Annotated in this window: 22 protein-coding genes, 1 tRNA gene, 1 pseudogene and 1 other annotated feature; of the genes and pseudogenes, 8 read left to right on the top strand and 16 right to left on the bottom strand. The window is 65.9% G+C overall.

All coding sequences use genetic code 11. From position 1 onward, the window contains the following. The first annotated feature begins 126 nt into the window (after window positions 1–126). From FZ983_RS12085 to FZ983_RS12075, 3 genes are all read left to right on the top strand, one after another. Entirely contained in the window at window positions 127–939 is an 813-nt protein-coding gene (locus FZ983_RS12085; RefSeq protein ID WP_149223798.1) for a pyridoxamine 5'-phosphate oxidase family protein, read from the top strand. Window positions 940–1,481: 542 nt separating this feature from the next. Then, window positions 1,482–3,305, top strand: coding sequence for a phosphoenolpyruvate carboxykinase (GTP) (locus tag FZ983_RS12080; protein WP_149223797.1), 1,824 nt, complete (start codon window positions 1,482–1,484; stop codon window positions 3,303–3,305). A 268-nt stretch (window positions 3,306–3,573) separates the two neighbouring features. Then, window positions 3,574–4,353, top strand: coding sequence for a DUF1003 domain-containing protein (locus FZ983_RS12075; protein ID WP_149223796.1), 780 nt, complete (start codon window positions 3,574–3,576; stop codon window positions 4,351–4,353). Between the two features lie 27 nt (window positions 4,354–4,380). On the opposite strand, the gene FZ983_RS12070 is transcribed toward FZ983_RS12075, so the two are convergent. After that, window positions 4,381–6,087 carry a hypothetical protein gene (locus FZ983_RS12070; protein ID WP_149223795.1) on the bottom strand — a complete coding sequence of 569 codons (1,707 nt, stop codon included), beginning with the start codon at window positions 6,085–6,087 and terminating at the stop codon, window positions 4,381–4,383. A gap of 116 nt (window positions 6,088–6,203) precedes the next feature. Here FZ983_RS12070 and FZ983_RS12065 point away from each other — a divergent pair, with 116 nt between their 5' ends. After that, window positions 6,204–6,452, top strand: a complete 249-nt coding sequence (locus tag FZ983_RS12065; protein WP_211102895.1) for a DUF1289 domain-containing protein — start codon at window positions 6,204–6,206, stop codon at window positions 6,450–6,452. Here FZ983_RS12065 and FZ983_RS12060 read toward each other — a convergent pair. From FZ983_RS12060 to FZ983_RS12045, 4 genes are all read right to left on the bottom strand, one after another. Further along, on the bottom strand, window positions 6,436–6,672 hold the full coding sequence (locus FZ983_RS12060) for a hypothetical protein (protein WP_149223793.1): 237 nt from the start codon (window positions 6,670–6,672) through the stop codon (window positions 6,436–6,438). The genes FZ983_RS12065 and FZ983_RS12060 overlap by 17 nt on opposite strands. A gap of 139 nt (window positions 6,673–6,811) precedes the next feature. Beyond that, on the bottom strand, window positions 6,812–7,255 hold the full coding sequence (locus tag FZ983_RS12055) for a PA2169 family four-helix-bundle protein (protein WP_014249119.1): 444 nt from the start codon (window positions 7,253–7,255) through the stop codon (window positions 6,812–6,814). Window positions 7,256–7,370: 115 nt separating this feature from the next. Next, window positions 7,371–7,958 carry a YgjV family protein gene (locus FZ983_RS12050; protein ID WP_188092304.1) on the bottom strand — a complete coding sequence of 196 codons (588 nt, stop codon included), beginning with the start codon at window positions 7,956–7,958 and terminating at the stop codon, window positions 7,371–7,373. Between the two features lie 610 nt (window positions 7,959–8,568). Then, window positions 8,569–8,850, bottom strand: a complete 282-nt coding sequence (locus FZ983_RS12045; protein ID WP_149223791.1) for a hypothetical protein — start codon at window positions 8,848–8,850, stop codon at window positions 8,569–8,571. Between the two features lie 753 nt (window positions 8,851–9,603). Between FZ983_RS12045 and FZ983_RS12040 the strand changes: the two genes are divergently transcribed. Next, on the top strand, window positions 9,604–10,197 hold the full coding sequence (locus FZ983_RS12040) for a hypothetical protein (RefSeq protein WP_149223790.1): 594 nt from the start codon (window positions 9,604–9,606) through the stop codon (window positions 10,195–10,197). 450 nt (window positions 10,198–10,647) lie between these two features. Here the strand turns inward: FZ983_RS12040 and FZ983_RS12035 are convergent. Beyond that, window positions 10,648–11,326 (bottom strand): annotated as a pseudogene (locus FZ983_RS12035) (IS3 family transposase); the annotation flags it as partial. Further along, window positions 10,924–11,042, bottom strand: a sequence feature (AL1L pseudoknot). It overlaps the preceding pseudogene by 119 nt. Before the next feature lie 135 nt (window positions 11,327–11,461). Continuing rightward, window positions 11,462–12,034: a hypothetical protein gene (locus FZ983_RS12030; protein ID WP_149223789.1), complete on the bottom strand. Its 573-nt coding sequence runs from the start codon at window positions 12,032–12,034 to the stop codon at window positions 11,462–11,464. Window positions 12,035–12,376: 342 nt separating this feature from the next. On the opposite strand from FZ983_RS12030, the gene FZ983_RS12025 reads away from it, so the two are divergent. Both FZ983_RS12025 and FZ983_RS12020 read left to right on the top strand, forming a co-directional pair. Then, the gene (locus FZ983_RS12025) at window positions 12,377–12,886 is read left to right on the top strand and encodes a hypothetical protein (RefSeq protein WP_149223788.1); all 510 of its coding nucleotides are present in this window, start codon (window positions 12,377–12,379) and stop codon (window positions 12,884–12,886) included. Then, window positions 12,846–13,517 (top strand): rhodanese-like domain-containing protein, encoded by a 672-nt coding sequence (locus FZ983_RS12020; protein WP_188092303.1) that lies wholly within the window; start codon window positions 12,846–12,848, stop codon window positions 13,515–13,517. The genes FZ983_RS12025 and FZ983_RS12020 overlap by 41 nt, the downstream gene beginning before the upstream one ends. A gap of 135 nt (window positions 13,518–13,652) precedes the next feature. On the opposite strand, the gene FZ983_RS34050 is transcribed toward FZ983_RS12020, so the two are convergent. From FZ983_RS34050 to FZ983_RS11985, 7 genes are all read right to left on the bottom strand, one after another. Next, window positions 13,653–13,811: a hypothetical protein gene (locus FZ983_RS34050; RefSeq protein ID WP_188092320.1), complete on the bottom strand. Its 159-nt coding sequence runs from the start codon at window positions 13,809–13,811 to the stop codon at window positions 13,653–13,655. A gap of 252 nt (window positions 13,812–14,063) precedes the next feature. After that, the gene (locus FZ983_RS12010; RefSeq protein ID WP_149223785.1) at window positions 14,064–14,654 is read right to left on the bottom strand and encodes a hypothetical protein; all 591 of its coding nucleotides are present in this window, start codon (window positions 14,652–14,654) and stop codon (window positions 14,064–14,066) included. Between the two features lie 2 nt (window positions 14,655–14,656). Beyond that, on the bottom strand, window positions 14,657–14,902 hold the full coding sequence (locus tag FZ983_RS12005) for a hypothetical protein (RefSeq protein WP_149223784.1): 246 nt from the start codon (window positions 14,900–14,902) through the stop codon (window positions 14,657–14,659). A 539-nt stretch (window positions 14,903–15,441) separates the two neighbouring features. Continuing rightward, a tRNA-Gly gene (locus FZ983_RS12000) sits at window positions 15,442–15,515 on the bottom strand. A 47-nt stretch (window positions 15,516–15,562) separates the two neighbouring features. Further along, a complete protein-coding gene (locus FZ983_RS11995; protein WP_149223783.1) occupies window positions 15,563–16,465 on the bottom strand; it encodes a lysophospholipid acyltransferase family protein in 903 nt (300 codons plus the stop codon). A 7-nt stretch (window positions 16,466–16,472) separates the two neighbouring features. Next, window positions 16,473–17,372 (bottom strand): GNAT family N-acyltransferase, encoded by a 900-nt coding sequence (locus FZ983_RS11990; protein WP_149223782.1) that lies wholly within the window; start codon window positions 17,370–17,372, stop codon window positions 16,473–16,475. Between the two features lie 401 nt (window positions 17,373–17,773). Next, the gene (locus FZ983_RS11985; protein WP_014249126.1) at window positions 17,774–18,187 is read right to left on the bottom strand and encodes a MucR family transcriptional regulator; all 414 of its coding nucleotides are present in this window, start codon (window positions 18,185–18,187) and stop codon (window positions 17,774–17,776) included. An 89-nt stretch (window positions 18,188–18,276) separates the two neighbouring features. On the opposite strand from FZ983_RS11985, the gene FZ983_RS11980 reads away from it, so the two are divergent. Then, complete coding sequence (locus FZ983_RS11980) at window positions 18,277–18,531, top strand: sulfurtransferase TusA family protein (protein WP_149223781.1); 255 nt, start codon at window positions 18,277–18,279, stop codon at window positions 18,529–18,531. 3 nt (window positions 18,532–18,534) lie between these two features. On the opposite strand, the gene FZ983_RS11975 is transcribed toward FZ983_RS11980, so the two are convergent. Both FZ983_RS11975 and tsaB read right to left on the bottom strand, forming a co-directional pair. Then, the gene (locus FZ983_RS11975; RefSeq protein ID WP_149223780.1) at window positions 18,535–19,005 is read right to left on the bottom strand and encodes a GNAT family N-acetyltransferase; all 471 of its coding nucleotides are present in this window, start codon (window positions 19,003–19,005) and stop codon (window positions 18,535–18,537) included. Beyond that, on the bottom strand, window positions 19,002–19,790 hold the full coding sequence (gene tsaB, locus FZ983_RS11970; protein ID WP_149223779.1) for a tRNA (adenosine(37)-N6)-threonylcarbamoyltransferase complex dimerization subunit type 1 TsaB: 789 nt from the start codon (window positions 19,788–19,790) through the stop codon (window positions 19,002–19,004). The genes FZ983_RS11975 and tsaB overlap by 4 nt, the downstream gene beginning before the upstream one ends. Between the last annotated feature and the right edge of the window lie 8 nt (window positions 19,791–19,798).

Raw genomic sequence — 19,798 nt, 5'->3', positions numbered from 1 at the left:
TGGCGGCAATGCGGCGCCGAACAACGGTGCCGCGCGGGAGAACGCACTCGTTTTGGAATGAGTTTTCTGAACGCCTCTTCGGCGTCCTCTCCGACCGGCACCGTTCCGGACGGGAAGGAGGGCGCGATGCCTCCCGGCGACCGCACGGGCGGCACGGCTCCGGCCACCAGCGCCCGGCGCCTGATGCGCGCCTGCGACCGCGCCGCGCTGGCCACCGCCCAGCGGCCCGACGCCACCGGCAGCGCTGAGACCGGTGGCCCGGACAAGGGCGGCTGGCCCTACCCATCGCTGGTGCTGGTGGCGTTCGACCATGACGGCAGCCCGCTGCTTCTGCTTTCCACACTGGCCGACCACACCCGCAACCTGCTGGCCGACGGCCGGGTCGGCCTGCTGTTCGACCGCACCGCCGGGTTGGCGCAGCCGCTGACCGGTGCGCGCCTGTCGGTCCTGGGCCGGGCGGAGCGGTCGGACGACCCCGCCCACCGGGCGCGTTACTTGCGCCGCCATCCCGATGCCGCCTTCTATGCCGGCTTCGCCGATTTCGCGATCTACCGCGTAATGGTGGAGCGCGCCCATCTGGTCGCCGGCTTCGGCCGCATCCACTGGCTGTCCGCCGCCGAGCTGGACCTGCCTGCCTCCGCCCCGGCGCTGGCGGCGGGGGAGGCGGAGCTGCTCGACCGCCTGAACGGCGAGGGGTACGGCCCCCGGCTGGTTCCCTCCACAGATGAGGACGGCGCCGGGCAAGGGGAAAGCTGGAGCCTGACCGGGGTGGACCCGGAGGGATGCGACCTGCGACGCGGGGGGTACGTCGCCCGCGTCGATTTTGAGCAGAGAATCCATGACCCGGAATCGGCTAGACTGATGCTGGATGCACTGATCCGGCCGCAGGACGGGACCGGACCGCCAGGACATGCGATAACCGGCGAAGGGGGCGCCTGACGGACCCCGAAGCCCAAGAAGGGACGCCCGAACAACAGGGACGCCCGAACAAAGGGCCACCGAAAAGAGCCCGACCATAAAAGCAAAAGAAGCCGAAGGCGGAACAAGCCAAAAGGCGCGATCACAGACCGAGAGAGACGAGCAGCCAACCGTCAGCCCGAACGACCAGCCGAGAGGTCGCTTCGACACCACCGCACACCGCACCAAGAACAAGAAGGCGGCGTGTGGGCTTGCGCAACCAGGAGAACACTTCAGTGGACCATAACGGATCGACCCGTTTCCCGTCCGGGCCCCTGGCCCCCAGACCTGTCGCCTCAGGGCCGCCCTTTGCACCGTTTCGTCGCCGCGCCTGCGCGGTGCCGCCGATCCCGGCGGGCCTCCGGCCCTGCCGCCCGTTCGGACCGGCATCCCGCTGATCGGACCGCCGATCCGGCGGACTCCTTCCATCTGACACGACAACGGACAAAGACGGCCGGACCGGCCGCGGGACCCCGATGGGATGCCCGGCGCGGCGGTACCGGCCCAGCCTTCGAGAGGACGATATGACTGGCAATATGCGGACGCGGAACAAGAAGCTCCTGGCCTGGGTCGAGGAGATCGCGCTGAAATGCAAACCGGAGCGCGTTCACTGGTGCGACGGGTCGCAGGAAGAATATGACCGTCTCTGCAACGAGATGGTGGAAGCCGGCACCTTCATCCGCCTGAACGAGGCCAAGCGCCAGAACTCCTTCCTCTGCCGTTCCGATCCGGGCGACGTCGCCCGGGTCGAGGACAGCACTTACATCTGCTCCAAGACGCGCGAGGAAGCCGGTCCGACCAACAACTGGATGGCGCCGGAGGAGATGAAGGCCAAGCTGGACGGCCTGTTCGAGGGCTGCATGCGCGGCCGCACCATGTATGTGGTGCCGTTCAGCATGGGGCCGCTGGGTTCCGACATCTCGCACATCGGCGTGCAGATCTCCGACAGCCCCTATGTCGCCGTCAACATGCGCCTGATGACCCGCATGGGCCAGAAGGTGCTGGACATCCTGGGCGACGGCGACTTCGTCCCCTGCCTGCATTCCATCGGCGCCCCGCTGGAGCCGGGCCAGCAGGACGTGCCGTGGCCCTGCAATGCCGACAACAAGTACATCGTCCATTTCCCGGAAGAGCACCGCATCGTCTCCTACGGCTCCGGCTACGGCGGCAACGCGCTGTTGGGCAAGAAGTGCTTCGCGCTGCGCATTGCGTCCTCCATGGGCCGCGAGCAGGGCTGGCTGGCCGAGCACATGCTGATCCTCGGCGTGGAAAGCCCGACCGGCGAGAAGACCTATGTCGGCGCCGCCTTCCCGTCGGCCTGCGGCAAGACCAACTTCGCCATGCTGGTCCCGCCGAAGGAGTTCGAGGGCTGGAAGGTCCGCACCATCGGTGACGACATCGCCTGGATCAAGCCGCAGCCCGACGGCACGCTGCGCGCCATCAATCCGGAGGCCGGCTTCTTCGGCGTCGCCCCCGGCACCAGCGTGAAGTCGAACCCGAACGCGCTGAAGACGCTGGACCACAACGTCATCTTCACCAACGTCGCCCTGACCGACGACGGCGACGTGTGGTGGGAAGGCCTGACGGACGAGGCGCCGGCGCACCTGATCGACTGGCAGGGCAAGGATTGGACCCCGGGCTGCGGCCGCGTCGCCGCCCACCCGAACAGCCGCTTCACCGCCCCGGCGGCGCAGTGCCCGTCGATCGATCCGGCCTGGGAGGATCCGGCCGGCGTTCCGATCAGCGCCTTCATCTTCGGCGGCCGCCTGTCGAAGACCTTCCCGCTGGTGTTCGAGGCCTACAACTGGCGCGAAGGCGTCTATTGGGCCGCGACCATGGGCTCGGAGGCCACCGCCGCCGCCGTCGGCCAGGCCGCCATCCGCCGCGACCCGTTCGCCATGCTGCCCTTCTGCGGCTACAACATGGCCGATTACTGGAACCACTGGCTGTCGATGGAAGGCAAGGTGGAAAGCCTGCCGCGCATCTACCGCGTCAACTGGTTCCGCAAGGACGAGAACGGCAAGTTCGTCTGGCCGGGCTTCGGCGACAACATGCGCGTGCTGAAGTGGATCGTCGACCGCGTCCGCGGCCGCGCCACCGACGTGGCGGAATCGCCCTTCGGCTATTCCCCGCGCTACCAGGATCTGAACTGGTCCGGCCTGAACTTCCCGGCCGACAAGTTCGCCAAGATCATGGACATCGACCGCAAGGAGGCCGAGGCCGAGGCGAAGGACCAGGAGGAACTGTTCAACCGCTTCGGCGACCGCCTGCCCGACGAGATCGAGCAGCAGCGGATCGCCCTGCTGAAGCGGCTGGAGAACAGCCCGGAGGTCTGGCGCATCGGCTGACGGGCCGATACGCCGCACAGGTAAGGATAGGGGCTGCCGCAAGGCGGCCCCTTTTCCTTATGCGGCCGACAAGGATGAACCGCCTGTCATCTTGGCTTCGCCAAGGCGGCAGCCGGTGGTGTCTCGTGCCGCGGCAAGTCTCCAGCCGTCGCAACGGCTCCCCTACTTTGCCGGGTCTTACGATCTTTCAGCGATTTAACCGGCTTGCCGCAACGGTCGGGCATAAAGTCGGTCACCCCGGTCCGCGCATTCGAGGGAGGGCGACATCATGACCGACCATCAGCTTCCGCCGGACGACGGCGACGAGTCCGCAGTGCCGAACCTCGGTGCCGGCCAGGAAGACGCGGGCCCGTTGGCGTCCAAGCGCCAACCCTGCGCCATCAGCGGCAAGCGCCGGCCAAAGCGCGACCTGATCGCACTGGACGCGCTGCGCCCCAACCTTGCCGACCGCATCCGGCTGGACCACCCGCATCTGGAGCCGGACTCGCAGATCAGCCGGCAGGAGCTGGCGCGCTACCGCTCGCTCTATGTGGCGGAGCTGCTGCAGGCCGAGCATGGCGAACTCAGCGAACTGGACCGCGAGGTCGCCGAAAGCCTCGCCCGCCACGAGACGCTGGCCGAGAACCCGGAGGAGGAGTACGACGACCGCCGCACGCTGGGAGAACGCCTGTCGGACGGGCTGGCCAGCTTCGGCGGCAGTTGGGCCTTCCTGATCTCCTTCGCCTTCTTCCTGGGCGTGTGGATGATCATCAACATCATCGAAGGCGATCCAAAGGCCTTCGACCCTTATCCCTTCATCCTGCTGAACCTCGTGCTGTCCTGCCTGGCCGCCATCCAGGCCCCGGTCATCATGATGAGCCAGAAGCGGCAGGAGGCGAAGGACCGGCTGCGCTCCGAGAACGACTACCGCGTCAACCTGAAGGCCGAGCTGGAAATCCGGCACCTGCACGAAAAGATGGATTACCTGATCCAGCGCCAATGGCAGCGCCTGGCCGAAATCCAGCAGCTGCAGCTGGAGATCATGCAGGAAAAGCGCCCGCGCAAGTGACCGCTTGCCGGAAGGACCACAGCCGCGTCAGCGCTTGCGCTTGCCGTCCAGTTCCAGCATGCCGCGCAGTGCCGCGATGGTCTTGCTGAGCGGCGTCGGATCGACCGCCTTGGGGGCGAGCTGCTTGGCAACCGGTTCCGCGGGCTCAGCCTCTTCCGCGGAAGGGACGATCGGCTCGCTGCGGGACGGAGGGCGCGGTTTGCCGGCACGCGGCTTCGGGGCGGGGGCGGGGGCGGGGGCGGGGGCGGGGGCGGATGCCGGAGGCGGGGGCTCGAGCGTCACCTCCTCCTCGATCAGGCCGCGCAGGGCCTTCATCGCCTCTTCGATCTCGCGTTCCTGGGCGGAGCGGCGGCCGGCCGGCGCAGAGTCACGGTCGGGATCGGGGTCGGGCGCCGGATCGGCATCGAAACCGGAGAGCGGATCGTCCACGCTCTTGTCCTCATCCTCCCATCCGGCTGCCGCTCCGCGGGGGCTGTCGGTGTTCCTGTCGGTGCCTTTGTCGATGCCCCTTGCCTCCGCAGCAGGCGACTTCCGCGGCAGGGGCGGAGCATCGTCGTCCGGGTCATTGGCCGCATCCTCGATCATCGACCGCAAGGCGGCGAGGGTGCGGTCGAAGCCTTCCTCATCCTCCGGCGGCGGGGGTGGACGCTGGGCACGGCGTTCGGCGCGGTGCTGGTCGAAATCGAGCGGTTCATCGGCCGGCGGCGGTGCAGCGGGCTTGGCCGACTTGGCCGCCGGCCGGTTTATCGGCTGAGCAACCGGTTTTTCCGGGTCGCGGATCGCGAAGGACAGAATCTCCTCGTCAGACGGCTCCTCATCCTCATCGAAGCCGTCCGCCGTGTCGCGGTCCTCTTCCGACCGCCAGCGGTCGAACTCGGACTCGGGTTCTCCCCAGTCTTCCTCGAAATCCTTGCGCACCAGGATCTTATGGGAGAAGACCGTCGGCTCGTCCTCTTCCGCTGACCCGTCGATGTCCTCTTCCGTCCCCGGCTGCTCGAAGCGGCGGGCGGTCGTCGGCGCAGGGGCTTCCGGTTCGTCGTCCTCGCTCCAATGGGCCTGGGCCAGCAGGCGATGCATCGCCGCCAGCGTCTCGTCCCCGCCCTCGTCGGGATCGGCGTCGGGAGCATTGTCGCGGGCGGTCTCCTTCCCGGCGGGGCGGGCAGGCGGGGCCGGATCGTCCCAACCGTCATCGAACGGATCGCCGCCATCCGGTTCGCCGTCCCGGTCGGGCTCATCGTCGCCCGGCCTGATCGCACCCAGCCGTGCCGCCATGTCCGCCAGGGAAACCGGCTCCCACAGCGGAGCGGCGCCGTCATCGCCCGGACCATCGGCCACCAGATCGGCCAGCGGAAGCTCCGACAGCGGCTTGCTGCGCACCGGGGCGGCGGGAGCAAGTGGGGGAGGAGGGGGAGGCGGAGAAACGGACTGCCCTTTCGCCGCCGGTGCGTCGCCACGCAGCGAGGCGAGCAAACCGTTCAGTGCCGCCAGCGGCGCGTCGAAGGACGGCTCCTCGTTCGCGGCCTCGAAGGAGGCGGCCGGCGGCGGCGCCAGGATCGGCCGGCTTTCGATGTCGCGGGAGTCGCAACGCGAGCAGCGGTAATGCGGCGCGATCGACAGCACCGGATAGTTCGGGCCGAAGCGCCGTTCCAGCATGGCACGGGGAAGCACGCCGCCATGCCCGCAGGCGCGGCAGCGCAGTTGCACGTCGGCGTCGATGTCGCGGAGGAACAGCATGCGGGCCATGCCGCACAGTATAGCGGCGGGCCTGCGGCTTTCCCATCCCATTCGGGAGAGGTGGCCCGCGCAACGCACCGCTTGCCGCGATGCGGCAGCCTTGGCACAGTCGCGCCATGACGCAAGCGACCCGCGACGATCAGGTTCCATCCCCCTGCATCCGGCTCTGCACGCTGGACGATCGGGAGGTCTGCGTCGGCTGTTACCGGACGCTGAACGACATCATGGTCTGGAGGGATCTCGATCCCGCCGGGCGCCTCGCGGTGCTGGACGCGGCGGACCGGCGTCGTGCGGCGGCGGCGGGGACCGGGATATCGGGGCAGGCGCCGGCTGTGGCACCCGGCCGGGTCACACCGCGCGGGTGACGGTCAGCCCCTGTTCGGACAGGCTGTCGAAGACATCCTTGAACTTTCGCAGATAGCGGGAGCGGTAGGCGTCGAAATCGGCGGCGATCGCCGCCTCGGCATTCTTGGACTTCTTGAATTCGGCCACGCGGTGGGCGTTCTCGGCGTGGTAGAGGGCGAAAGCGCCCTTGGTGACCAGATCGTTGCCGGACTGGTCTGCTTTCTGTTTGTCGCTGTTCATCAATCCATGTCCAGGTGGAGCCGACATCCGGCCACCATATGCCGGATGATCGGCGGGGCAGTTGGTCCAGCCAGCGGGCTGGACCACGGACCGAAAGCCTACGCCCGCTCCGGCGCCCCCGCAATGCTGCGACGCACCATCATGCCACCACCCCGCGCAACGCCGCCATGCGGTCACGGTCGACGCGGATGCGGTCCAGATGCTGGGCGATGACGGCGGTGATGGGCAGGGGAAGCTCCTTCGCCATGGCTTCGTCATAGCGGCGCAGGCATTCGGTTTCGCCCCGTTCGACCTCCGCGATGATCGCGGCGCGGTCGTGGCCCATCACGGCGGACTTCAGTTCCAGGAAGAAGCGATGGGCACCGCCCATCATGGTGCCGCCCATGTCGGGCGCCCCGCCCTGTTCGGCGACCAGCCTCTGGATCTCGCGGACGATGGCGCCGCGTTGGGCGGCCAGATCGTTGAACAGGGCCTTCAGATCCTCGTCCTCGGCGGTTTCGGCGGCCTGCCGGTAACCTTCGTGACTGTCCTCGACGATGCGGATCAGGTCATTGAGCGTATCGACGATCTGGTCTTTTTCCATAACGGCAGGTCCTCCCAAACTTCCCCTTCGTTGCCACAACCCTGCCGTAGGGCTGAATGTTCCCGCTCCGCACCGGGAGCAATCGGGGGTGCACCGGTGGGGTGCGCCGACGGTTTCAAGCAGCTGTCCCGAAAACGGTGCGCACGGCGGACAGGCGGTCGGACAGCCCCCGGAAGGTCCCGGCGCGCCACAGGGCGAGGCCATGCCCGGTCAGCGCCATCGCGTCCGACACCAGCCCGAAGACCGATCCGGCCAGCAGATTGTGCCCCGACCCGACCAGCGTCGCGCCGATGAAGAACAGCCGCATCCGCCCGACCGCGCCCTGCCAGCGGCCGAGCGTCGCCAGCAGAAAGCCCGTTGCCGACAGCGCCGACATCGGCCCCTGCCAAGTCAGCGCCGCCACCGCCAGGGCCGCCGGCACGGTCAGCGCATAGAGCAGCCCCAGCAGCCGCCCCGGTTGCCGCCGGCAGCGCACGACCATCTGCACCAGCCCCAGCGCGCACATCAGCATGCCGGTCCAGGCCCCCAGCAGCAGGAAATGCAGTAGAAAAAGCATGGACGCCGTCGCCTGCGCCAACAGGATCGCCCGCCGGTCGCCGAGCAGCGTCGACAGTGTTCCGGCCATCAGTCCGGCAATGCCGGTCGCCGCGACGGGAGAAATGGCGGTAAAGGTGGGAAGATAATCCAGAAGAAATGCCGTCATGGAGCGCCTTCGCATGAAGAACATGCCGCAATGCAGCGAAGGCGGCGGACGCTAGTCTCCAACGGTTAACTGGTTATGAACGGCGGTGTGACCGGAAACAGACCAAAAGATGACCGCGTCATTGCCCCAGACAATTGGCGGAAGCAATCATGTGAAGCGTGCCGAAGTCTGTAGTGACTATTGTGTGTTCTCTGCAAAGCCGCCCGACAACGAGCAGTTTTGAGCCGCCTGCCCACACGGAAGGGCAACGATTTCGGGTTGGAACCTGTCCATCCTTGTTGTTGGCAACGCAGCGCGACGGCGGCATTCTCGCTCCGCCACGACCGCGTTGTTATCGATGCCTATGGACGCGTTTTGGCCGTGATCGGGGGATCACCGCAAACCAGGGGAAAGACCATGGCGCAGTACGGACGGCATCCCGCCTCGCTGGGATGGGAACCGAAGCCGAAATCGGCAAAGACCGGCGCCGCGCGCGCCCAATCCGGGCGTGCGGCGCGCAACGGTCCACTGTGCTGCGCCTGCGGCCGGCCGATCCGCACGGGCGATCCGCATTGGGCCGGCCATGGCGACCAGCGCCCCTGGCATTACGCCTGCGCCGAGCGGGCGGGCCTCACATGGTCATGGGCCTCCCGCCCGGCCATGCCCCCTCTTCCCGCCGCGGAGATGGATTGACCGCGGCTTTCCCGTCCTCGGTGCTCACCAGAACCGCGGCACCGCCCGATCCGGCCAGCGCCTCCTCGCGCCCCCGGCGATAGGCGTCGCGCTCCGCCTCCAGGATGGTTTCCGCCAGCCGCCGTTCGAACTCGCGCTCCACCAGGGCGGAGAACAGGTCGATGCGGAAGCGCGCTTGCAGGGACCGGCTGAGGCGGCGCGCTCGTTCGATTGGCTGCATGGGCGTTCCCCTTCGGGCGGACGGACGATGCTGCCCAGCCTCAAGGATCGCCGCCAGCCCGGCAACCACCCCATCGGCGAACTGCCAACGCAAAAGAGAGCGCCCATCCGTACCCACCGGCACAGACCGCCCAGCCTTCACGACCAGATTTTCAAAAGGGAAATTTTCAAGCCGCAACCGATGCGGCGTTAGGAGCGGGTGAAGGGAATCGAACCCTCGTCGTAAGCTTGGGAAGCTGAATTTACTCTCCCATGATGCAGGGCGATGCTGGTAAGCGATTGATTCTTCATTGCAACGCGATGCATGGAGATGCAGCGTTGTGCACCAGCACTGCCCCACTTTGCCCCGTGTTTGGATGTGCGGCAGATTGACGCGTGGCGGTAGGTGGAGGTCCGACCTGGGCTGTGCAGTCGATCTACACAACTCCAGCTTTTGGTGCGCTTCGGTTCACCGCGCCCCGCCGGAAGAGATTGGGCAACCTGTGTAGTATCCGGTCTAGACGGCGCTAGACAGCAGCGACTTCCGCGAGTACGACCTCCAGTCCTCACGCTGGGGCACGCTCACCAACGAGCAGGCCGACGCGTACCATCGGGCCGTCGAAGTTCTCGGCGCGAAGCTCACCAAACGTAGGCTGAAGGCTTCCACAAGCCGCAAGGCCGACCTCGGTGGCGCCATCGCCGCCGTGCAGAGGGACGTTGCCAAACGGCGCCCCAGGCTCCACGGCTGCCCTCAGTTCCTTAACCGGAGACATCAGTGAGATTCCTGCACACTACCCTTGCTGCCGCTGCCGTCCTTGCGCTGTCCGGTTGCTTGCTCCCCAACGACTATAGTGCCACGGTCACGCTCGATTCAGCTCGTACGTGGACCGCGACATTCGACGGGAAGGCCACCCACCTCCTGGCCTACCAGCAGTACGTCCAGTACCCGCAGCTTGCGGCCAAGAGCGACGAGGAGATGGAGCGCAACGTTCGGGAACTGCACAAGGTACGGGGCGTGAAGTCCGCGAAGCATCTGGGCAAGGGCGTGCTGGCGCTGTCTCTGGAGGACCGCGGCACCGTCGCACCCGGCGCCTCCGCAGGGTTGCCGCTCGACTTCCTGAGGGTGGCATCCGGTGCCGACGGCAGAGAGATCACCCTCTCCTCCAAGGAGATCCCGGACCGTGAGATCCGGCAAGTGAAGGGTGCCGGTCTGACGAGCGTGGGAGATGTGTGCGTCCGTACGCCGCTCCGGGTGATCGATCATAATGCCGACGAGACGCCTTCAAAGCCGGGCGGATGCTATCTCTGGAAGCGGTTCGACGTGCTATCGGGCAAGCGTCTCAACATCAAGGTTGCCGCAGAGGGATGACGGTTGTCTCCGGTATGGCAATGGGTGCTGCGGGTGCTGCGCTGTAAAAACTTCCGCCCCGTGTAGAACTACACCATTGCTCCAAGATCAGAAGATCAAGCAATTATTTGATATTTACCCTAACCTTCCATGCCTGCCGCCTTCGTATGTGGCGGCAGGCGGAAGAGCAGTCTGTCCACGTAGCGGTTTAGAAAAAGTTGAGCTGTGCGAGCAAGTGCATCCGCAGTTCCGGTGCATTGGCCATCATGTGGAACATCATCGAGCCCACCAGAATTCTGCGGCGCGTACCGTCACGACGGTCGCGCTCCCGCTGCTGCGCCAGGAGCCGGCTTGCGAGGTCGTGAACCGCCTTAGACAGAAGGCCATCTGGCTCGAGTCACGCCGCAATAGCGACGTCTTCGGTTTGAGCATAGTATCGCGCTTCGGCCTCAGCGGGGGGAATGTTGCCGCAAGGGGGCATGGCGCCGCGCGGTCGCTGATCGTTGTGCGCACCGTCTTGCCCCGTGTCGCCCCTTTCAAGCCCATGTGCTACATCGGCCGGGCCACTGTGCAGCGCGCCACATCGATGCCCTCCCGCCGCAACTGCCGCCACACTTTCCTCACCCCATAGACCTTGAAGTTCGCATCCCAGACCCGCCCGATGGCAACGCTCAGTTCCGCGTCGCTTCGCGAACGGGCCGGCGCCCTGGACGGATCGGCCCGCCGGGCGGCATGGGCGTGGTAAGTCGATGGGCAATCGGCAGCACTCGGCAGGTCGGCTCGTCCCCGCGAACGGTGCGGAGCGCGGCGATGAAGGCGATCATTACCTGAACGGGCGGTCGAACTCCGCCTGGGCGAAATACGCCGACGCCTTGCGTAGGATCTCGTTCGCTTGGCGCCGCTCTCGGTTTTCGCGCTCCAGCGCCTTGATCCGCTCCTGCTCGTCCGTTGTCGGACCGGGCCGCTTGCCCTGGTCACGGTCGGCCTGCCGGACCCAGCCCCGCAACGTCTCCGCCGTGCAGCCGATCTTCGCCGCGATCGAGCTGATCGCCGCCCACTGCGAGGCATGCTCGCCCTCGTGTTCGAACACCATCCGAACCGCGCGCTCGCGCACGTCACGGGCGTATTTGGGTGATGCCTGCTTCGTCATAATGACTCCACCCTCTCAGATGATGGGGCCTCCAGGAAACCTGGTGCGGTTCACCCCTCAATTCCCGTCACGACCATCGCTCACCACCGCGAGCAGATGGCGAAACGGTGTGAGTCATGATTCGCGGATTGTGATTTATTGGCTACGGGCGGCACCGATCTGGACACGCTGGGCGGTCATATTCGGCGCCCGAACTTTGTTGACACCTGAATCGCGCTCGTACAGCCCTTTGAGCACAAGACCGTTCTTGGGCTCGTACCAGTAGTAATATCGTCCAGCGCTGTCGCCGTAGAGGCTGGTGTAGGCGCGTTCGATCACATAGGTGTCGAAGGTGCCCGCCGGGGTGATCAGGCGTTCGGACCGGAGCACGGTGATGGTCTCATTCACGCCAGTGACGAACTTGGCGTCGATGTCGTCGTTGCCCGTGAGGAAGGGATCGCGCTCAGAGATCACAGCCTTGCCGACTTGGAGCGGCCACAGCTTGGTTAGCACTGAGCGCAGCGCGTCGGCGGCGCGGCGGTCTGCGGGGATGAGGTTGTAGATCATGGACTGGGTGCGCGCGCCGTTTGTAATCAGGCAGGCGTCTGGTTGTTCCTGGGCGAGGTAGGTTATGGTGCGCCCGGCCTCGTACTCGACCACAGTGCCTGTCGGCGGGCACCGGAACGCCGCCGGAGCGAGAGCAACAGGCTCGCCGGGAACGACAGCCATCTTAGGCGGTGTCTGGCAGCCGCTCAGCAGAGCGGCGCCCACTGCTAGCGCGGAGACTCTGCGGGCAGAAAAATGGCCAAGGCGCATGAATAGTGTACCTATGATTGTGCCTTCCGTCGCTATTCCACCTTTTATCAGCGATAGCGTGGGTAATGGTCTGAACGGTTACGGTGCATGGCGCGTCCATATACGCGATTCTGAGCAACTCGTAAAATCCGAAGCTGAGCAGCCACTCCAGCCTTCCGCAGATGTTTGATTGCTTTTGAAGATTGCTCTACTAAGTTGCGGCCTCGAGCCTCCGGTAGGGGCACCGGGCAGCAACAAAAACAGGATCTTATATAAATGCGCATCTTGAACGATTTGGGTCGATTCGGCGCCATTAGCTTGCTGGCCGCCGCTGCGGCGCTGTCTGCCTGCCAGACCACGTCCGGGGCAGGCAGCGAGACAAAGATCATCGGCTCTGACTTCCGCACCACCATCGATCCGTCGGTTGCCTCCGGTGATCCGCGCTTGGCCAACGTTGCCAAGGAACTCGCCGGTATTTGGAACGGCAGCGCAAATGGTTCCGGTACCGGTGGCGTGAAGATCACCCTTGCTATCGAGAGCGTGACCAAGGGATCGAGTAGCAACACTCTCAAGGCAAAGGGCTACACCGCCAGCGAGCGTTCCAACGGACGCGGACGTCCGGCCGACATCGACATCGAAGTCAAAGACAACGGCTACAGCATCGTCGTAGACGCTGCCTCAGGTCGGGTTGAGGCCCATTCGATCTCGCAACCGGGTGTGATGGAGGGACAGATCACCACCGGACGTGGCGTCGCGCATCTTACGCTGGCCAAGACACAAAGCTGAAGAGCCTGTTACTTTGATCACTCCAGGAAGAGGAACCTCCATCATCGTGAAAAAATTTGCACTCCTTATTTCCATTTCGTCGCTTTTTCTTGCCGGTTGCCAAACTACGAGCACCTCCAGTCAATCAATGACCCAGGTGGTATCGCAGCTTGAAGCGCGTCCTTTTAGCGCCGAGGATAAGGACTGGGGGGTTGCGCCTCAGGATGTCATCCGTAAGGGCAGCTATCATGCGCCGACTCCGGTCACCTTGCCTGGTGCCAAGGTGGTCGCCACCTATGCCCTTGCCCAATCGCTCCAGGGCAATAGTAAGCCGGTCCTGATCAATGTGCTCACCGGCTCCTGGGTTAACGCGCTGCCCGGCTCCGTGTGGCTGAGCGGTGCAGGACAGGGCGCCGGCTTCGACGACCCGACCCAGGCGCGCATGGCGAAGCGCTTGGATGAGTTGACTGGCGGCGACAAAACCAAGCCGGTGGTCTTCTATTGCCTAAGTTCGGAGTGCTGGCTGTCCTACAATGCCGCGCTGCGCGCCCAGCGTATCGGCTACACCAACGTCGGCTGGTACCGCGGCGGTGTAGACTCGTGGAAGGCGGCTGGACTTCCGATAGAACGCATAGACCGCGATCAGTGGTGATGTTCGGGAGCGCTTCTCCGGAGGTGCCCCCTCCGGAGAAGCGTGCAGCAAGTTTGCCTACGCCATTGAATTGCAATCAAATTTTCGGCATTTTCCCCTGTCAGCAGCGGGTCAGCAGCAGCCGCTGGTAAGGCGCTAGATTCGGGAGCGGCGCGCCATTCCTTCGAGGACAAGACTGAGCAGCGCGCGCGCCTCATTGGCCGACTTGGCGACGTAGCTCGCGATCACGTCACGCGGCGAGGTGTCGAGCCCCTTCTCTCGGCGGCGCGCCACGAAATCCTCCAGCCGGCGCACGATCCTTTCCAGCGGGCTGAATCTGCTCCGAAATCCTCCAGAGCGCGCCGGCAGACTTCCCAGGAGAAGCAATCAGAAAATTGAACCTTTGCATGAGCCCATCCACCAAGGACTCAGGGTCAATACACTGGTGGAAGGTAGCATCCACCGTAATTCCGAGGATCGTAAGGGCTGGATTGTCCACGACCTCATAAGAGTCCTTGAGCCGCTTCTCCAGGCGCTTTCCGTCGTAAATGCGGAGAATGTAGTCCTTCATGCCGCCAATGTGGGACTGCTCGGGTCTTTGAGGTACTTCAGCAGCTGGCCGAACTCGTCCCGGAACCACAGGGTACGGTTCTTGCCTGACCTGAGAGCTTCAAAGTATCCCGCTGACGAACTCGGGTCCTCGAAGTATACGGGCCGGCCGATGTCGAGAACACGGTCGGCTCCGAACGTCTTTGCGGACCCGGAGAGCGCCAGGATCACCAGCCACAACGTAGGATCAACGGTATGATCGGCGTCAATACGGACGACCGAGCCGTTGGCAATCAGGCGTGCGGAGATCATCGCCATTGCGGCGCCGAACGCAACCTCCGGCGGTGGGGAAGTTTGAGAGGTCACACCTTCGATTGCTAGATCGGCGAAGCAACCTGCCGGAACGGCGCGCTTGCCGTGCCAGTCCGGATTCGGCACATAGCGCAATAACACCTCAATCAGGGAATGCGCCTCATCGCTCTTTTCTACCGCGCGCAGGAGCGCGCTCGCGTTCAGCGTGAGGCCTTTCCGCTTGGAAGGCTTGCTCTTCGACCGCTGCGAGGTCTTGGTACGGCTGGAGTCCGGCTGAACAGCCTTGATCGTGCGCATGGTCACGCCTCCGCCGCCAAGCGAGCCATCTCGCTCCGGCGGGCGATCTGCTGCGCCTTCGTCGGCCGGCCAGGTCGCCGGTGGCGAGTGGCAGGCGGGTGCGCGATGGCAATGGTAACGGACTTGAGCTTGCCCGCAGACACCCAGGCGTCGAGATCGACCGTGTCATAACGCACGACGCGGCCGGGATACGGGATCGGCTTCGGCGCCTCGTGCTCCGGCAGGTGAGCGAGATAGGACAGCGACACGCCAAGATTAGGCGGTTGCCTCGCGGCGGGTGAGATAACGCTTAACCATAGAGGGACCTTTCCCTACGACCGGTCCTTTGACGGGCGGGAGATTGAAAGGACCCCTCTAGAGGATAAGGAAGCGCGTCAGATCCTTGGAACAGGCGGACGCTGCTGGAACTGAGGAGAGTGTAGGTGGAGGGCGCGCCGCTCTTCAAGACGAGATGCGCGCTGATCTCAACCGAGACGCGACGCCAGCTGCGCCGTCCGCAGGTGGGGAGTGCAACGCTCAACGGCGTATTCTTTGCCGCGCGGGTGTCCTCGTACTCTTCGCCAACGATCTGGCCTTCCAGCCTCTGCGCCAATCCTCGGTGGCCTTGTGCGTCTCAAAGGTCCGGGTTTCCGCAACTTCACGGATGCGAATTTTGGCGCGGAACTGATACGCCCCGCGCTTTTCGCCCCGCGCTTTTCGATAGTGGCCAAACTGGGCTCCTCTCGGTAGGAGGCACACCGTGTGCCTCGGCGAGGATCCCATATTGTCCCAAAAATCAGTAGGAAATTGGAGCGGGTGAAGGGAATCGAACCCTCGTCGTAAGCTTGGGAAGCTTCTGCTCTACCATTGAGCTACACCCGCGCGCCCGCTGTTTATAGGCGACCGGCGCGGCGGATACAAGAGCGGAATCAAGCACTCCCGTGCGCAGGATCGCTGATCGCCGGAGCAAGGGCTGGAGTGGGGGAGGCCGCTGCCTGCGGAGCGGTGTCCTTGGCCCGCACCGGCGCGTCGGGGCGGCCGGAGATGGCGCGGGCGACGCCGTCGGCGACCACGCGCTGGCAATGGTCCGCCAGAGCCTTGCGGCTGGAAAAGCCGTCGATGGTCACCGGCGCGTGGAATTCCACCTCGATCGTCATGCCGCCGAGGCGGAAGGCCTGCCACAGGTGCGGCACCAGATCCATGTCGCCGTACCACGCATAGAAGGGGCGGAAGGCGATGCCCATCGGGATGCCGTCGAGCCGGGTGGCGGCGACGCTGACCGGCTGGACCGTCAGCGGACGGCCGTCGATGCGGCGGGCGGCGACGGCGAACAGCGCGGTCTTGAAGGGAAGGGTGCGGTTGCCGTCGCTGGAGGTCCCCTCCGGGAACAGGATCAGGCTGTCCCCGGCATCCAGGCGGCCGCCGATGTCGTCGCGCTGCTTGTCGACCGAGGTGCGCGCCTTGCGCTCCACGAAGACCGTGCGCTGAAGGCGGGCGAGCAGGCCGAAGAAGGGCCAGGTCCCGACCTCCGTCTTGGCGACGAAGGAACCGGGGATCAGCGACCCCAGCACCGAGATGTCCAGGTAGGAGGAGTGGTTGGACACGAACAGCACCGGTCCGCCGGACACCTGTTCACCGCGCACCACCACGTCCAGCCCCATCAGCCGGGTGCAGACGCGGTGATAGAAGCGCGGCAGGGTACGGCACAGCCGCCATCCCCGCGCCACGGCCAATGCCTGGAGCGGGATCAGCAGCAAGGTCCACAGCAGGTACAGGCTAAGGCGCAGGGCCCCGCGGCCGGACGATCCCAGGGCGCGCGCGGTACGGGTCATGATCGCCTCAGCTAGCCTGGCTGTCGCGGCTGCGACGTTCGTAATGCTTGAAGTACTTGTCGGTGATCAGGTCGGTCTTCACCACGATGCAGACATCGGTGGTGTTGAACTGATGATCGATGACCGCACCGTCGCCGATGAACCCGCCCAGGCGCAGATAGCCCTTGATCAGCGGCGGCAGGATGTTCAGAGCCCGCCGGGGATCGATGCGGTCCTTCGGCATGCGGTCGAGCGAGACATGGCGTTCCGGCAGGGCCGTCGCCCGCAGCTCCGGCGGGGCGAGGTGATGGTGGTACAGGTAGGACAGCGGCTCCGCCAGCGCATCGGGGTCGGTGCCGGGCAGGCTGGCGCAGCCGAACATCAGGGCGATGTCATGCTGGAAGACATAGGCGGCGATGCCCTGCCACAGCAGCTGCATGCTGCCGCGCGAGCGGTAGCCGGCGTCGACGCAGGACCGGCCCAGCTCCAGCACCTCGCCGGGATAGCTGGCGAGCCGGCCGATGTCGTATTCGTCGCTGGAATAGAAACGCCCGACCTTCTCGGCGGCAGGCCGGCGGATCAGGCGGTAGGTGCCGACCACCATGTCCGGACCGTTGCCGCGCGCATGGTCGATGACCAGCAGATGGTCGGCCACATCGTCGTAATCGTCGAAGTCGCGGCCCTGGGCCTGCATCGCGGGAGAGGGGATCGCCGCCATCTCCTCATAGAAGACGCGGTAGCGCAGGGCCTGCGCCCAGTCAATCTCCTCCGCCGACCGGGCCAGCCGCACCTCCAGCGTGCCCAGGCGGATGCCATCCATGAGCCTGGAGACCGCCGCATCGGAACCGACGGCGTCCTGTGCGGACGCTTCGCCCCGCTCCGGGCTGGTCCGGGTCATGTCCGGCTGGTCCAAGCTTGCATCAGCCATGTCGACGGTCCGCTGCGATGGTTCGGGACGATGCGCCGCGCCGGCTGTTTCCGCCGGGGCCCGGGCGGCCACGTCGGGACGAACAGCGTCGCACGCAGCGCAAGGGATAACACGATCAGGCGGTTCCCGGTCAACCGACATCGTATGGCGCCGCCAGCCGGCCGGGACCGGCATCCGCGGTGCTGCAGGCAAGGGCGTCGAACCTATGGTTTGGGGGCGATCGCCTGGCCACCACGGTTTTCAGGTGAGGTTTTCAGGTGACCGCGAGCGGGACGACCGCGGAAGGGCAGGAGCGGCGGCCCAGGACGTAAGGCGCACCGGAAGAGTATGGGCCGGAAGAGGATGGGCCAGAGCGGGGGCGCCGTGATCGGCATCCGCCCGCCCTGCGGAAACTCCGATCCTCAGGCGCCGCGGCGGGCGCGGGTGCCGAGGCCGATCTGCTTGGCCAGTGAGCTGCGCTGGCGCGCGTAGTTCGGCGCAACCATCGGGTAGTCGGCCGGCAGGCCCCAGCGGTCGCGGTATTCTTCTGGGGTCATATTGTACGCCGTCTTCAGATGGCGCTTCAGCATCTTCAGCTTCTTGCCGTCTTCCAGGCACACAATATAGTCCGGCGTGACCGACTTCTTGATCGGCACTGCGGGCTGCGGCCGCTCCTCCGCCACCACCGGTTCGGTGCCGACGTTGGCCAGCGACTTGTAGACCTGCTCGATCAGGGTCGGAAGATCGGTCAGTGCGACTGTATTGTTGGAGACATGCGCCGCCACGATCTCCGTGGTCAGAGACAACAGCGCGTTGGAAGGGGACCCGTTGCTCATGTAAGCTTGCTCCGCGGCATTCGTACCTCACCATATAAAGAGGTTTTCTGCGGCGTGCAATATCCATCCTTTGGAACAAAGAGGAATCGGTGACCGAAAAAAGCTCCACAGACTTGTTTCTCGACATCACCTCGCAGGTTTGTCCGTTAACCTTCGTCAAGACCAAGTTGATGGTGGAGCGGATGGACGCGGGTCAGACGCTCGAAGTCCGGCTGAATGCAGGCGAACCCTTGGAAAACGTTCCACGATCCTTGATGGAGTTGGGTCACAGCATTCTGTCTGTCCACCCCGAACGATTGGATGGGCCGGAGGGAGTCCACCGCCTGATCGTTCGGAAAAATTAACCCCTATGCCCCGTCGAGATTGCGGCGCAGGACAAGCGCCGCGACCCGGCCGTCAGGTCGTTTGTAGTATCCGGGACGGCGTCCGACGGAAAAGAAGCCGCAAGCCTTGTATAGAGTCCATGCCGCCTGGTTGTCTTCTGCGACCTCGAGAAACAGCGCAGTCGCTCCCAGGTCACCGGACCCGGCGACCGCCGCCTCGACCAGCAGGCGGCCGACGCCGCCCTGCCGGGCCTGCGGCAGCACGCCGATGGCCAGGATCTCCGCATCCTCCGCCGCGACCCGGGCCATGACGAAACCGACCGGCTGGTCCTGCACGTCCAGCGCGATGACGGCGAAACCGGCAGGCGGAGCGGTCAGGGTGGCGACCGACGCCTCATCCCACGGATCCTCCGGGAAGCAGGCCTGCTGCAGGGCGGCGACCACCCCGGACTCCAGCGAGCCGGCAGGGTGAAGGCGGACGGCGGGCGCGGTCACGACCAGTTTCCCGATCCGCCCTTGGGGCCGTCCCCAGGACCGTCCCCAGGGCCGGCCTCGGCATCGGCCGCCTTCGGCACGGTGGCCGCCTTCGGCAGGGTGACGTCGGGCGGACGAAGATAGAAGGGTTCGGCCGGCAAGCCGGTCGGACGGGCGGCCCCCAGCGCCGCCACCACCGCGGCATCCGGCAACCCGTCGCCCGCCGCCACCGCCAGCCCGGACCGACCGGCCAGCAGCGGGACCAGCGCCGCCGCCGCGTCGCCGGCCAGCAGCAACGGTCCGGACGGGCACAGCGCGTCGAGCCAGCCGGGGATCGCCGCCGGGTCCGGCATCGCCGGCTTCCCCACCGGCGCCAGCGCGGCGTCGTAGAGCTGCAGGAAGGGCTCGGCCCGCCGGCTGTCGACGGCGACCAGCAGGGGGCGCCCGGCACGCTCTGCCTCCGGCACGCCATGGGCGATGGCGTCGAAGCTGGTGATGCCGACCACCGGAAGATCCCGCGCGACGGCGATCCCGCGGGCGGCGGCCAGCGCGATGCGCAACCCGGTGAAGGCCCCCGGCCCGACGGTGACGGCGATGCGGTCGAGGTCGTCGAACGCGGCGCCGGCTTCCGCCAGCACCTCCTGCGCCAGCGGCACCAGCACCTCGGCCTGCCCGCGCGCCATCGGGGCGCTGCGCCGCACGGTCACGCGTGGCGCACCACTCGGGGCACCGGCCAAGCCGACAGTGCCCTCCCACAGCGCGGCCGAACAGCCGGACGTCGCCGTATCCAGACCCAGAACCTTCATCGCCCCAC

The organism is Azospirillum sp. B21, assembly GCF_008364825.1.
GTDB lineage: Bacteria > Pseudomonadota > Alphaproteobacteria > Azospirillales > Azospirillaceae > Azospirillum.
This window is presented reverse-complemented; position numbering and strand designations above follow the sequence as displayed.

Bases quoted from the DNA above. Each gene is read 5' to 3' on its own strand.
- FZ983_RS12010 (WP_149223785.1), bottom strand. From the start codon at position 14,654: ATGCGCACGATCAAGGCTGTTCAGCCGGACTCCAGCCGTACCAAGACC.
- FZ983_RS11985 (WP_014249126.1), bottom strand. From the start codon at position 18,187: ATGAGCAACGGGTCCCCTTCCAACGCGCTGTTGTCTCTGACCACGGAG.
- FZ983_RS12055 (WP_014249119.1), bottom strand. From the start codon at position 7,255: ATGGAAAAAGACCAGATCGTCGATACGCTCAATGACCTGATCCGCATC.
- FZ983_RS12065 (WP_211102895.1), top strand. From the start codon at position 6,204: ATGACGCAAGCGACCCGCGACGATCAGGTTCCATCCCCCTGCATCCGG.
- FZ983_RS12030 (WP_149223789.1), bottom strand. From the start codon at position 12,034: ATGGCTGTCGTTCCCGGCGAGCCTGTTGCTCTCGCTCCGGCGGCGTTC.
- FZ983_RS11990 (WP_149223782.1), bottom strand. From the start codon at position 17,372: ATGGCTGATGCAAGCTTGGACCAGCCGGACATGACCCGGACCAGCCCG.
- FZ983_RS12080 (WP_149223797.1), top strand. From the start codon at position 1,482: ATGACTGGCAATATGCGGACGCGGAACAAGAAGCTCCTGGCCTGGGTC.
- FZ983_RS11995 (WP_149223783.1), bottom strand. From the start codon at position 16,465: ATGACCCGTACCGCGCGCGCCCTGGGATCGTCCGGCCGCGGGGCCCTG.
- FZ983_RS12045 (WP_149223791.1), bottom strand. From the start codon at position 8,850: ATGCAGCCAATCGAACGAGCGCGCCGCCTCAGCCGGTCCCTGCAAGCG.
- FZ983_RS12070 (WP_149223795.1), bottom strand. From the start codon at position 6,087: ATGCTGTTCCTCCGCGACATCGACGCCGACGTGCAACTGCGCTGCCGC.
- FZ983_RS12060 (WP_149223793.1), bottom strand. From the start codon at position 6,672: ATGAACAGCGACAAACAGAAAGCAGACCAGTCCGGCAACGATCTGGTC.
- FZ983_RS12085 (WP_149223798.1), top strand. From the start codon at position 127: ATGCCTCCCGGCGACCGCACGGGCGGCACGGCTCCGGCCACCAGCGCC.
- tsaB (WP_149223779.1), bottom strand. From the start codon at position 19,790: ATGAAGGTTCTGGGTCTGGATACGGCGACGTCCGGCTGTTCGGCCGCG.
- FZ983_RS12025 (WP_149223788.1), top strand. From the start codon at position 12,377: ATGCGCATCTTGAACGATTTGGGTCGATTCGGCGCCATTAGCTTGCTG.
- FZ983_RS12050 (WP_188092304.1), bottom strand. From the start codon at position 7,958: ATGACGGCATTTCTTCTGGATTATCTTCCCACCTTTACCGCCATTTCT.
- FZ983_RS12075 (WP_149223796.1), top strand. From the start codon at position 3,574: ATGACCGACCATCAGCTTCCGCCGGACGACGGCGACGAGTCCGCAGTG.